This is a genomic window from Turicimonas sp. TL08, assembly GCF_054660695.1.
The window spans coordinates 24740-37493 of sequence record NZ_BAAGDP010000014.1 but is presented as its reverse complement, the minus strand read 5'-3'; the positions used below and the strand labels follow the sequence as shown (position 1 = coordinate 37493).

Sequence of the window (12754 nt, the reverse complement as noted above, 5' to 3'; positions counted from 1 at the left end):
CTAAATGCGGAGCGGTTTAGAGTTTGGGGAAGAGACCTTCTTCCTTAGGTTTCAAGCCTTTCAATAAATAAGTGCCTTGAGTCCCTTGACGACCGAGTACGGAAATTTGGGACAAGTTCTTACCATTGCTGGTTACAAAGGTAATGGCTCTCATTTTTTTGTTGGCCGACACATAAGTAAAGCGATAGCTATTTTGTCCCGGGATTTGGACTGGACCGGCAATGATTCTCATTCCTTGTTGTTTGTAGCTCTGTGCCATTTTATCGGCAGCATCTTTGGCAGCAACGTCGGACGGCATAACAGTGATTAGAACGCCTTCTCCAAACTTCTGACTTGCAAATAAAGTGGCGTCTCCGCCTGCCGGTACATTGACATCTTTAACTTTTTGAGCCATCCAATCATTGGTAAGCGGCAGGTCATAATATTTTGAATGGAAGTCTGCTGAAAAGGCAGGGGAAGCAAGAAGGCCGCTCACCAAGATGATGCCGGCGGTAACGGTGAAATTTCTGCGAAGCATATTTTTCTCCTTGGAATGTTTTAACTTCGGCAGCCATTCTACCTCTGGCTAGAGAAAGCTGGCTTCCTTAGATTCTTCCTAAGAGTTTTTACCAAGCGAAAACGGCTCAAAACTCAACTGGAAGTTGGGAGGGTAATTAGCTAGTTTATATTTTTCAGGAGTTATTTGATGTAGTCGGCTGCGCTCTTGCCGGCAATGCGTCCGAAAGTAATGATGTCAGCGACTGCGTTTCCGCCGATTCTGTTTCCGCCGTGGACTCCGCCTGTGACTTCACCTGCAGCTAACAATCCGGGAACCGACTTAGCAGTAACGCCAATGACTTCGACCTTCTTGTTAATTCTCAAGCCGCCCATGGTGTTGTGAATAGCCGGAGTGATCTGAATGGCATACATCGGAAATACGTTGTTAGGCGTAATCATTTCCGGACGTCCGAAAGCTTCATCTTTCTTAGATTCATAGGCCTTAGTATATTGTTCCATCGTGGCTTTTAAGTTGGCTGCCGGAACACCTATGCCTTTTACTAATTCTTCGACATTGTTGCCCTTTACGGCCAGTCCTTGCTGATTGTAACCTTGAGCAAGCTTGTTCTTTTGTACTAAAGCGTTGTCAATCAGGATCCAGGCTTTGCCGGTTGGTTGAGCTAAAACGCCGGCGGCAACGATATCTCTCGGCAGAAGTTCATTGATGAAACGTTTACCATCCTGATTGACCAAGTAGGCACCGCGGCCGCGCATGGATTCAGAAATTAAAATGCCTTTAACCGGAACAACACTCGGATGAGCTTGGATTTCGCGCATATCAACCAGTGCAGCTCCAGCTTTAAGGCCTAAGTCGATGCCTTCACCTAAAGCTCCCGGGTGGTTAGTGGTTGCAAAGCCTTTGTATTCCGGTCTGAGAGACTCAATCATCTTGGTGTTAGCACCGAAACCTCCGGTTGCCAAAACAACGGCTTTAGAATCGATTGTGTATTCCTTTTTATCTTTGCCGATAACTTTAACGCCGGCAACTTTACCGTCTTTGACGATGGCTTCCGTTACTTTATTAGAAGGACGAATTTCGATTCCCGGAATGCTCTTGGCTGTCTTGTAGAAGAGTTTCATGATGTGGGCGCCGACAGCAGAACCATCACAAGGACCATGACCGCGGGCTACGGATTGACCGCCCCCTCTGCCCATTCTATGGCAGAAGTCTGCACCGAGAGAAAGCATCCAAGCCTCAGCTTCTTTAGCATTTTCTCCGAGAGCTAACGTTAATTCCGGATTGTTGAGGTAATGTCCGCCTTTTTGAGCGTTCAATGACATAGTCATAGCATTGTCATGAGTGATGCCGTGTTCAAGTTGCTGGAGTGTTCTTGCAGCATTCATGCCGCCTTCTGCACGATTGGTGTTGCCGCCGATAATTGGCATTTTTTCAAGCATGATAACTTTCTTGCCTGCTTGGGCTGCTGTAAGAGCAGCAGACATTCCGGCGCCGCCCGAACCGACAACAACCAAGTCAGTTTCTTCGGCAAACGCAAAAGAGCTAAGTGCAATTGCGCACAGGGAAGCAATAAAAGACGTTTCATTATTTCTCCTAGGAAGATTCATCGTTATCTCGATGATTGGATTTTTTCATGAGGAGGTACTTAAGTACCTTGATCTAGGTCAATGAACGTTCAATTATTTTTTTTTGCAGAAAATTTAGGCGAGATAAGGAAGAAAAAGGATATGCCGCAGGAAAGGAGAGAGGAGGGCTGTCTGCCGTGATGGAGAAAATTAAAGAAATTGAAACAACGTAGAGCTAGAGTAAGACTGAGTAACTTTTTGAATTTCTGTTAAAAATTCGTGCACTCAATTAATCAAGCTACCGGTTTTATTGCTGATGTCTTAAAAAGAAAACGGCCGGCAAAGCCGGCCTGTTGAGAACTATCTAAGGACTAGATAGATTCTTTTTCCATGTTAATTGCACCGCACGGGCATTCAGAAGAACAAATGCCGCAGCCTTTGCAATAGTCATAGTTGAAGATATAAGGAACGTTGTCATCACCGGTCTTAATAACGGCGTTGTCCGGGCAGACACCGTAGCAGTTATCACACTGCAGACAGTTACCGCAGGACATGCAGCGTCTGGCTTCAAACAAGGCATTCTCTTCAGTCAAGCCATGCTGAACTTCATCGAAGGTGTTCTGACGGCGAACCATGTCAAGCATCGGACGCACAGTCTTAGGAGCGTCAGAGTAGTACCAAGTGTTGAGCTGGTCGAAAGTAACAATCTGATGTTTCGGAGGAACAACAACTTCTTTACCGTTCAAGAAAGCATCAATAGCTCTGGCAGCTTTATAGCCGTGACCGATAGCAACGGTAACGTTTCTTTCACCCGGAACCATGTCGCCGCCGGCATAAATGCCTTTAACGCCGGTAAACATGTTGGAGTCAACAATGACGCTGCCGTTTTCAATCTTCAAGCCTTCTACGGATTTCAGCAATCCTAAGTCAACGTTTTGACCTAAAGCTAAAACTACGGCATCAGCCTTAACGGTTTCAAACTCACCGGTAGGCTGCGGATGGCCGTTTTCATCCAGCTTCATCTTTTCGATCTTGATTTCTTGACCGCTGTCTACTTCAGAAATGGTTGACAACCACTTGACGGAAACGCCTTCCTGTAAAGCTTCTTCAACTTCGAAGTCATGGGCTGGCATCTTGTCGCGTGTACGGCGATAGATGATAAGAGGTTCAGCACCCAATCTCTTAGCGGAACGAGCCACGTCGATAGCAGTGTTGCCGCCGCCGTAAACAACGACTTTACGGCCGAGCAGAGGTTCTCCCTCGCCTTCCATGCTTCTAAGAACAGAAACGGCATCAAGCATGTGCTTAGCGTCTCCGCCCGGGATATAAGCACGTTTGGCAAGGTTAGCACCAACTCCGAGGAACACGGCATCATAGCCGTTGTTCTTCATTTCGTCGTTTACATCCATGACGGTGGTGTTAAGTTCGAGCTTAACGCCGAGGTCAAGAATTCTTTGGATTTCTTTATCCAAAACGTGTCTTGGAAGACGATATTTAGGAATACCGTATCTCATCATGCCGCCAGCTTGCGGACTGCCTTCCTTAATAGTGACGTCATGTCCTTTTAAGGCCAATTGGTAAGCAGCTGAAAGGCTGGCAGGGCCGGAGCCGACCACCAAAACTTTCTTGCCGGAAAGTTTCTTAGGTTTAACGAAAGCGTATCCGTTTTCAATAGCATGGTCGCCAAGGAAGCGTTCAACGGAGTTAATACCAACGGACTCATCCAAGCATCCTCTGTTGCATGCGCCTTCACAAGTGTGATAACAAACACGGCCCATACATGCTGGAAGAGGGTTGCGTTTTGTCAAATGACGCCAAGCTTTTTCGTAGTTGCCGCTTTCGGAATAGAAAAGCCAGCCTTGAATATCTTCGCCTGCAGGACATTGATTGTTGCAAGGAGGAAGCTTATGAACATAAGCCGGGCGCAATGTTCTCCAGCTGCCGGTTCTGTTTTCCAGAGAGCTTCCGACATCAAGAGTTATAGCAAAAGGTTTTTTCACGATTTATCTCTCCTCGTTATAGTCTGTCTGCGCGTTCGTCAGCCTGAACTGCCGGAGGCATTGGTTCGCTTCTTTCATCACCAAGAAGACCGAAGCGGCGAATGTTTCTTTCTGCAATTGCTTTAATTCTGATCAAGGCGCTTTGATCGGCCTTCGGTCCGAATAAGTGAGCGTAGCGTTTCTGCAGCTTCATGTAGTCTTCGACAGGAGCAAGTTTTCTGATCTTAGTTACGTGAGTAATCTCCCCGTATTCAGCTTCAAAGACCGGGAACAAGCCGGATTCTTGGGCCAAGCGGGCAAGTTTTACTGTATCTTTAGAGGCAGCTCCCCAGCCGAGAGGGCATGGTACCAGTACGTGAATATAGCGGGCGCCATGGAAAGTCATGGCTTTCTTAACTTTTCTTTCTAAGTCGCGAAGGTCGGCGATGCTAGCTGTAGCGACGTATGGAATACCGTGAGCCATAGCAATCAGCGGAACTTCTTTACCTTGACCGAAAGCGTTGCCCGGGTGAGAGCCCACGATCTGTGTTGTGGCAGTCCGGACAGCCGGAGGTGTAGCAGAAGATCTCTGAACACCCGTGTTCATATAGCCTTCGTTGTCGTAGCAGACATAAAGGACGTCATCGTTTCTTTCGAACATACCGGATAAGCAGCCGAAGCCGATATCGGTTGTACCGCCGTCACCGCCTTGAGCAAGCACACGGACTAAAGGACCTCCGTTCTTTTTGGCTTTAACACGCATAGCGGCGGCCATGCCTGTGCCGACAGCAGCAGTGTTACCGAAAAGAGAGTGGAACCATGGAAGCTGCCAGCTGGTTTCCGGATAAGGAGTAGAGAATACTTCCAAGCAGCCTGTAGCGTTAGCGGCAATCAAATTGCCGTCAGTTGCCTTCATTGCGGCGTCAACCGTATAACGTGCACCGAGTGCTTCGCCGCATCCCTGACAAGCTCTGTGGCCGGAGTTCAAGGAGTTGAAGCGTTCAATATTTGCCTGTCCGGATCTTTGAGAAGGATCCAACAAACGGTTGCCGACGGTAAAAGTGCCGGTCTGATAGAACTTAATTTGATGTTCGCTCATTAGATGCCTCCTTTATGAATGCTGACGGAGTCACGAACTACTGCTTCAGCAAGAGGTCCTGTGTGACGATCTTCTTTTTCGCGTTTCAATTGTTTTTCAACGACTTCTTTATCCAAATCCAAGAAATAAAGCTCTTCAAGTTCGCCGTTTATAGCTTTATTGAAGACGTCTTTAAGTCCTTTCTTTGTAATCGGACGGCCGCCTAAGCCGGCAATGACGGAGAAAATGTCTAAGTCCATCTTACGGGTGGCACGAATGACGTCATCAGTGACGACACCGCCGATTCCAACCTGCAAGGCGCGGTCGATGACAACAACTTTCTTTGCTCCTTTAAGGAGTTCAGCAAGTTGTTTATCCGGGAACGGACGATAGGATTTAATGCCGATTAAACCAACCTTCTTGCCTTCCTTTTCCATCTCATCGATAGTGTCTTTAATCGTACCGATGACGGAGCCTAAGGCCAGAACAATGGTATCTGCACCTTCAATCTTGTACGGGCTCAACAAACCGCCGGATTTACGTCCGAAGGCCTTTTCAAACTCTTCGGAAGCTTTTTCAATAGTTTGCAGAGCTTCAATAGTGTGGTGATGGAACAAATAGCGAACTTCTGTAAAAGCTTCGGGACCTACCATCGCACCGATGGAGACAGGGTGATTTACATCAAGCTTCTGTCTCGGATCGTACGGAGGCAGATAAGCGTCCACTTCTTCTTGTGTAGGAATGTCCATTCTTTCATAAGCATGGGTCAAGACGAAACCGTCCATGCAGACCATGATTGGAATGGATAGTTCTTCGGCAATCTTGAATGCCTGGATGTGCATATCAACGGCTTCTTGATTGTCTTCTGCAAAAATTTGGAGCCAGCCGCTGTCTCGTTGAGATAAAGAGTCAGAGTGGTCATTCCAAATGTTAATAGGTGCGCCGATTGAGCGGGAAGCAACAGTCATCACGATTGGAAGTCCCAAACCGGATGCGTTGTACACAGCTTCTGCCATGAACAGAAGTCCCTGAGATGCAGTAGCGGTGTAAGAACGTGCGCCTGCAACGGAAGAACCGATGGCCACACTCATTGCAGCAAACTCGCTTTCAACGTTGATGAATTCGCAGTCTTGCAGCTTACCGCTTCCGGTTAATGCGCCGAGGGCTTCAACAATGTGAGTCTGCGGAGAAATAGGGTAGGCGCAAATAACTTCCGGACGGCAGAGTGCAATTGCCTGGGCGACGCCTTGAGAACCTTGAATTTGCTTAAGCATTCTTAGGCCTCCTTCATTTTCTTTTTAGCTTCAAGAACAAAGTTATAAGCATCGGCGGCCACAAGACCGTTAGCTTCAGCAACTTTGCCTTTATATTTAGTTTTGAATGCTTCCTGAATGCTTTCTAGCTTTAATTTGCCGGTAAGAGCGGCAAACCCGGCAAGCATAGCTGCACCAGGAAGAGGACGTTTGATGTGCTTCATTGCATATTCCGTCGCCGGAAGAGTAATAAGGTGACCCTTAGGCAGCTTGGCTGCCAAGTCTTCCAGGCCTAATTCTTCGATGGAATGAGAGCTGTTAATCAAAACATATCCATTTGGAGTCAATCCACCGAATACGTTGACGCTTTCGAGAAGAGTACGGTCCTGAATCAAGACTGCATCCGGCTCCATAATCGGTTCTCGTAAGCGGATAGGTTCATTGTGAACGCGGGCAAAAGCAACTACCGGTGCACCGGTTCTTTCACTTCCGAAACTTGGGAACGCTTGTGCATAGTGACCTTCAGTAAATGCTGCAATGGAGAGCATTTCTGCTGAGGTAACTACACCTTGGCCTCCTCGGCCGTGTAGACGAATCTGAAACACTTTAGTTCCTTTATAGTTAGTTATTGGGTTTACTTAATTAATTTTTCTGCTTCTTGAAGACGAATCTTAATTCTTCCGTCGACGGCGATAGGTTCTCCGTCTTTATTACTAATCATTAACGGATTGATGTCCAATTCATCAACGAACGGGAAGTCCTTAACCAGCTGAGAAAGTCTAAGAAGAATATCTTTAATCTGGTTAATATCAGCAGGAACTGCGCCTCTGGCGCCTTCAAGAAGTTTGTAAGCTTTGACGGACTTAATCATGTCAAGGGCGTCAAGATCGCTCAAAGGAGCCAGTCTGAAGGAAACGTCTTTCATGACTTCCACGAATACGCCGCCTAAACCGAACATCATCATCGGGCCGTATTGAGGATCGGTTGCGATACCGCAGACCATTTCTCTGTCGCTCTTAACCATTTCCTGAATGATGACGCCTTCCATACCGTCAAGAAGATTCTTAGCTTTAAGCTTGTTGACCATGTCAGTGTATTCGGCTCTGAGCTGGTCAGCGTTTTCGATGCCTACACGAACTCCGCCTACATCTGTCTTATGAGAAATCTTCTTAGAGTTAAGCTTCATAACAACCGGATAGCCAATCTTGTCGGCTAATGCGATGGCTTGGTCTAAATCTTTGGCTTCTCCGTCTTTGCACACACGAATGCCGTAAGCAGACAAGACTGCAAGACTTTCAGCGGTTGTCAGCTGTTCTCTTCCTTCAGAAAGGACGGAGGAGAAAACAGATTTAACTTTCTCGGATTCGACTTTAAATTCGGGGAATTTTCCTTCCGGTCTAGCGATCCATTTTCTTTGTTGGTTCAAGCGGTTCAATCCTTCGACAGCTTGTTCACCAAACATAAAGAACGGGATATTGACTTCCATTTCAGAAATCTTCTGGAAGAAGTCTTGAGTTGTCATGAAGACTCCGACAACCGGTTTAGAAGGATTCTCGGCCTTGATTTCCATGATGGCTTTAGCAACATCAATGTCTTTCAAACCCAAGAACGGCAGATAAATAACAACAACCATATCTACGCCGTCGTCAGCAAGGACAGTCTTTAAGGTCTGCTTGTAGTGTTCCAACGGAGCAGAAGCAATCATGTCGACAGGGTTCTTGACGGAGGCTGCCGGCGGAAGAAATGCTCGGAGATTATTCTTTGTTTCTTCAGACAACTGGGCCATTTGCATACCGTGTTCAACTACAGCATCGGTACACATAATTCCGGGACCGCCGGAGTTAGTGACGATAGCAACGCGATCGCCTTTTGGAATCGGGCAATGGCTGAAGACTTTAGCGGTGTTGAATAAGTTTTCCAAAGAGAACTCACGAATAACACCGGATTGTGCTAAGAGGGCTGCTGCGGCCTTGTCGGCACCGGCCAAAGAACCTGTGTGAGAAGAAGCTGCAGAAGCTCCGGCTGCAGAGCGGCCGGCTTTAAGAGCTACGATAGGTTTCTTTTTGGTGGTTCTGGTTGCCAATGTTCTGAACTTCTGAGGATCGGCAATAGATTCCATATAAAGAAGAATCTGATGAACGTCGTCAACATTTTCCCAGTATTCAATGGCGGAGTCGGCATTGACGTCAGCTTGGTTGCCGATTGAAATGAACTGGGCAAAACCGATATTCAAATCTTTAAGGATATTTAGAATACCGCCGCCGAGAGCTCCGGACTGAGAAACGAAGCCAATGTCTCCGCGGACCGGGAGAGTTTCGGCAAAGCAAGCGTCTAAGCGGATCTTAGGATCAGTGTTTACGACTCCCAAGCAATTCGGGCCAACGCAAGTCATTCCGTATTCATGAAGTTTGGTGACTAAAGCTTCTTCTAACTGTTTACCTGCGGGGCCTGTTTCTTTGAAGCCTGCGCTGATAATTACAACGCCCTTGATGCCTTTTTGATGGCATTGGTCGATTGTTGAAAGAACAAACTTGGAATTAATAACGATAACGGCCATATCGATAGGGCCGGGAACATCCAAAACGGATGGGTAGGCTTTTAAGCCTTGAATTTCAGAATCTTTAGGATTAATCGGGTAAATCGTTCCAGAGTAGCCGTATTTCTGTAGATTCTTCATGATATCGAAACCAATGGTGTGTTCTCTGGAAGATGCACCAATGACTGCCATTGAGGCAGGACTCATGATTTTGTCCATTGCACTTACTGACATCTCATTCCTTTTTTAGTAGAGGCTAAAAATTATCAAAAACAAATGCTCAGTCAACAAGGGACTATAACCATCGTTTTGAGGAACAAGATGGTTTTGATCCCATCGCAGGTCAATACTTAGCTGACCTGGTATTTTCAAGCAAACTAATGTGTAAATATTTCACATTATGAAAATCAAATTTATAATTTGAAATACAGGATCTACTTTAACATTAAACAGTTGAATTCTGAAGACAAGTTGTTACTAAGGTTTAAATATTTTTGTACCAGATTCACGGTAGTAGAGTGAACAAAAAATCACTTCGAAAAGAAGAAAAAATTGTTTAATTCAGAAGTAGTAAGAAAATTGTTAAGTTTTTTTGTTGTTTTTTAGAAAAAAACAGCGGGAAGTCAGTAAACAAGGGGGTTTGCGACTAAAAAATTATAAAATTTGTTGCAAATTAGCGTATAGTTGGACTGTTAACTATGTTCTAACCTTCAAATAACCGTCGTAAAGGGGAATTCCAATGAACAAGACTGAAATGATTGATGCGATTGCTGAACAAACAGGGCTCACAAAAGCTGACGTTGCAAAAGTTCTCAACGCATTCGTAGAAAAGACAGTTGAAACTGTAGCAGCTGGTGGTGAATTCACAATCATTGGCTTCGGTTCCTTCAAGTCTGCTGTCCGCAAAGCACGTGAAGGCCGCAATCCTTCTACAGGCGCTGTTATTAAGATCGCTGAAGCCACAGTTCCAAAATTCGTAGCTGGCAAGAAGTTCAAAGATGCAGTTAATGTACCTAAGAAACCAGCTCGCAGAACTAAGAAAGCTGCTAAGAAATAAGAATTAATTTATTCTGACAAGAGCTCTCGAGTAAAACCGAGGGCTTTTTCTTTAAAGTATAAGAACAATTCCTTAAATTGCATAAAAATGATGAAAGATAAAACGGGTCGCCTTCAATTTTCTTTTTTTCTATATAACTCTTTATTTATGTCCATATGCTTATCTATCTGTTCAGGCAGATTCGTAAGTGCTGTGGATACAGAAAGTTGGAGCTGGTTCAATTTTGTTTATTTTTATGCTGTAGCTTTTTCTCTTTATTTTTTTATAACTTTCCTTGTTCAACTGCTGTTGACGGGAATTTTCAATATTTTTAAGTTAAGAAAAACCGTTATTGTTCTTTCTCTTTTGCTTGATGCCGTTATTTTGATTCTTTTCTTAGCTGATACCTTTGTTTTTAATCAGTTTAGATTACACATCAATTTAGCCATGTTGGAAATGACATTCTTGGGAGGAGGGCAGATTGTCTCGTTCTCTCCAAAGATGCTCATAGAAATTTTGGGACTTTCAGCTGCTTGTGTTGCAGCAGCCATTTTATGTGTCTTTTTGGCAGTCAAACTTAATAAAAGCAGAAGATTTGCTATCACGGCTTTTGTAGTCTCCTTGCTCCTCCTAATAATTACCAACGGTATTCACGGCTTTGCTTTTGCTACACATAAACAAAATTTTGTTGAAGTTAGTGAAATGCTCCCTCTTAATAAACCTTTGACTTTTAGCAAATTGCTTATAAAAACGGGGATTCTGACAAAAGAGGAAGTTTACTCAACCGAACTTCCGGGCGATGGAAAGAACAAGAAGATGAACTATCCTCTTCATCCGCTTGTTTGTAAAAAAAATGGAGAGGATTTCAATATTCTCTTTCTTTTCGTTGATTCTTTGAGAGCGGACATGCTCGATAAAGAGTACATGCCGAATACTTATGAAATTTCTAAGAAAGGAATAGTATTCAAAGATCATATTTCCGGAGGCATAAACACTAGACACGGAATCTTTACATTGTTTACTGGCCTTCCGGGAAGTTATTGGTTTAAAGCTCTGTCTACAAAGACACCTTCAATATTAGTTCAAGCTCTTGAACAGCGAGGCTATTCAATCGGAGCTTTTACCGGCGCGGGTTTGACCATGCCGGAGTTTAATCAGACTATATTTGCAGGCGTTAAAGACTTAAGACTGTCCTCAAAAGGTAAAAACGTTATAGAAAGAGATCTGGACGCTATCCGAGATTTTGAAAAATGGGTTGAGGAGAAAAAAAATAAAGGGCCGTTTTTTGGTTTCATCTTCTTAGATAATGTACATTCTGCTGCTTTTCCAGAAGATACAGAGAACACGTTCTATAAACCATATTGGAAACAAATAAATCACTTGGAATTGAACAACGATTTTGATCGAGAACCTTACTTTAATCGTTATAAGAATGCTGTTAGATTTGCTGATAAGAATATAAAAAAACTAATTGATTTCTTAGGAAAAGAAGATCTTCTGGACAAGACGATCATAGTAATAGGGGCAGACCACGGAGAAGAATTTAACGATAATAAAAAGAATTTCTGGGGACACAATGGAAATTTCACAACTTATCAAGCAAGAGTTCCACTTGTTATTTTATGGCCCGGGAAACAAACTGAAGAGGTTGATTACAGAACTTCAATGCTTGATATAGCTCCTACGCTACTAACTGATGCTTTAGGATGCGAAAATCCAATAGAGGATTATTCTTCAGGGGCATCTCTCTGGAGAGATTCAAAACGTAAATTTGTGTTTGGTAGCAATTACAGCAACGATGCCTTTATTGAGCCGGAAAGAATAGTCATCATTAACAAGGCGGGAAGCTTAGATTATCGTTTGCCTAACAACGATAAAGCATCAAATAGAAACGTGCCTCCTTATTGGAAAGAGGCTCTAAAAGAGATGACTAAATTTCTTAAATAAGTCTAGTAATCAGTTTTTATTAGCCCATGAGCACAGGAGCTCTCTTTGTGCTTTAAGCGATACGAGAGCTTCTCCCAACTGGGACCTTCTTTTGCTTTATTTCCTTCTGGATGGTAAAGATGCAGGACTGCGGTTGCAAAGTTTCCAGACTTTCTGTAAATTCTGCTATTTATCATTCTGACTGCGAAGTCTGAGTCCTCGAACCCCCAGCCGACGAAATCTTCGTCAAATCCATTGACAGCGAAAATATCTTTTCTCCAGGCTGCGAAATTACAGCCCCTTAGCCTTTGCCATTTCCGTGGATAGAGTTTCCTCAAGAAATCAAGCTGAGGGAAATTTATACCCGATATAGCCTTATTTATTTCTTTATTCCTCTTAAGCCTAAATAGCGTTTCTAAAGAGGGAAAGGAAAAATCGTTGGCTGCCAGAATTTGCTTTGTAAAAGAAGGAGAGGCTAAAATTCGATTACCCGTAACAAAAAAACCAGGCTCTGCAAGTTTTCTATGGTTTGCAATAAATTCTGGGCTAGCTATACAGTCGCCATCTAAAAAAACAATATAGTCCCCGCCTGCTTGGCGAAGAGCATTGTTCCTTGATGCACTGAGTCTGAAACCCAAGTCTTCTTGCCATACATGTTTGAATCCAAATTTAAAAAAAGGTCCGTAAGACTCAAGTAGCTCTCGAGTCTCGGCCGTACTTCCATCGTCAGCAACTAATAATTCGAAATCCTCATCATTCTGTTTCATTAAGGATTGTAAGGACTTTTCCAAAGCATCTGGCCGGTTGTAAGTAGAAAGGATTAAACTTAACTTCATAGTAAGGAGAGCAACTCTGAGTAGAATAAATAAATGTACCAAAATTTTA

General features: G+C 44.1%; 10 protein-coding genes. 2 read left to right on the top strand and 8 right to left on the bottom strand.

Annotation, left to right across the window (positions count from 1 at the left end; genetic code table 11):
- Positions 1-16: 16 nt before the first annotated feature.
- The 7 genes from ACYQ4O_RS08455 to ACYQ4O_RS08425 all read right to left on the bottom strand — a co-directional run bounded on the left by ACYQ4O_RS08455 (position 17) and on the right by ACYQ4O_RS08425 (position 9141).
- On the bottom strand, positions 17-517 hold the full coding sequence (locus ACYQ4O_RS08455; RefSeq protein ID WP_460175319.1) for a Tat pathway signal protein: 501 nt from the start codon (positions 515-517) through the stop codon (positions 17-19).
- A gap of 161 nt (positions 518-678) precedes the next feature.
- Complete coding sequence (locus ACYQ4O_RS08450) at positions 679-2103, bottom strand: FAD-dependent oxidoreductase (protein WP_460175318.1); 1425 nt, start codon at positions 2101-2103, stop codon at positions 679-681.
- A gap of 329 nt (positions 2104-2432) precedes the next feature.
- Positions 2433-4061 carry an NAD(P)-binding protein gene (locus ACYQ4O_RS08445; protein ID WP_066592017.1) on the bottom strand — a complete coding sequence of 543 codons (1629 nt, stop codon included), beginning with the start codon at positions 4059-4061 and terminating at the stop codon, positions 2433-2435.
- A gap of 16 nt (positions 4062-4077) precedes the next feature.
- Entirely contained in the window at positions 4078-5139 is a 1062-nt protein-coding gene (locus tag ACYQ4O_RS08440) for a thiamine pyrophosphate-dependent enzyme (protein ID WP_460175317.1), read from the bottom strand.
- Entirely contained in the window at positions 5139-6392 is a 1254-nt protein-coding gene (locus tag ACYQ4O_RS08435) for a transketolase C-terminal domain-containing protein (protein WP_308514440.1), read from the bottom strand. The genes ACYQ4O_RS08440 and ACYQ4O_RS08435 overlap by 1 nt, the downstream gene beginning before the upstream one ends.
- A 2-nt stretch (positions 6393-6394) precedes the next feature.
- A complete protein-coding gene (locus ACYQ4O_RS08430) occupies positions 6395-6976 on the bottom strand; it encodes a 2-oxoacid:acceptor oxidoreductase family protein (RefSeq protein ID WP_308514442.1) in 582 nt (193 codons plus the stop codon).
- 29 nt (positions 6977-7005) lie between these two features.
- On the bottom strand, positions 7006-9141 hold the full coding sequence (locus ACYQ4O_RS08425; RefSeq protein WP_460175316.1) for an acetate--CoA ligase family protein: 2136 nt from the start codon (positions 9139-9141) through the stop codon (positions 7006-7008).
- A gap of 505 nt (positions 9142-9646) precedes the next feature.
- Between ACYQ4O_RS08425 and ACYQ4O_RS08420 the strand changes: the two genes are divergently transcribed.
- Both ACYQ4O_RS08420 and ACYQ4O_RS08415 read left to right on the top strand, forming a co-directional pair.
- Positions 9647-9964, top strand: coding sequence for an HU family DNA-binding protein (locus ACYQ4O_RS08420; protein ID WP_277036615.1), 318 nt, complete (start codon positions 9647-9649; stop codon positions 9962-9964).
- Positions 9965-10051: 87 nt separating this feature from the next.
- Positions 10052-11890, top strand: a complete 1839-nt coding sequence (locus ACYQ4O_RS08415; protein ID WP_460175315.1) for a sulfatase-like hydrolase/transferase — start codon at positions 10052-10054, stop codon at positions 11888-11890.
- 2 nt (positions 11891-11892) lie between these two features.
- On the opposite strand, the gene ACYQ4O_RS08410 is transcribed toward ACYQ4O_RS08415, so the two are convergent.
- Positions 11893-12705: a glycosyltransferase family 2 protein gene (locus tag ACYQ4O_RS08410; RefSeq protein WP_308514449.1), complete on the bottom strand. Its 813-nt coding sequence runs from the start codon at positions 12703-12705 to the stop codon at positions 11893-11895.
- Positions 12706-12754 lie beyond the last annotated feature (49 nt).

Excerpts from the sequence above, each read along its gene's own strand:
- ACYQ4O_RS08455 (WP_460175319.1), bottom strand. The coding sequence starts at position 517 with ATGCTTCGCAGAAATTTCACCGTTACCGCCGGCATCATCTTGGTGAGC.
- ACYQ4O_RS08450 (WP_460175318.1), bottom strand. The coding sequence starts at position 2,103 with ATGAATCTTCCTAGGAGAAATAATGAAACGTCTTTTATTGCTTCCCTG.
- ACYQ4O_RS08440 (WP_460175317.1), bottom strand. The coding sequence starts at position 5,139 with ATGAGCGAACATCAAATTAAGTTCTATCAGACCGGCACTTTTACCGTC.
- ACYQ4O_RS08435 (WP_308514440.1), bottom strand. The coding sequence starts at position 6,392 with ATGCTTAAGCAAATTCAAGGTTCTCAAGGCGTCGCCCAGGCAATTGCA.
- ACYQ4O_RS08425 (WP_460175316.1), bottom strand. The coding sequence starts at position 9,141 with ATGTCAGTAAGTGCAATGGACAAAATCATGAGTCCTGCCTCAATGGCA.
- ACYQ4O_RS08420 (WP_277036615.1), top strand. The coding sequence starts at position 9,647 with ATGAACAAGACTGAAATGATTGATGCGATTGCTGAACAAACAGGGCTC.
- ACYQ4O_RS08415 (WP_460175315.1), top strand. The coding sequence starts at position 10,052 with ATGATGAAAGATAAAACGGGTCGCCTTCAATTTTCTTTTTTTCTATAT.
- ACYQ4O_RS08410 (WP_308514449.1), bottom strand. The coding sequence starts at position 12,705 with ATGAAGTTAAGTTTAATCCTTTCTACTTACAACCGGCCAGATGCTTTG.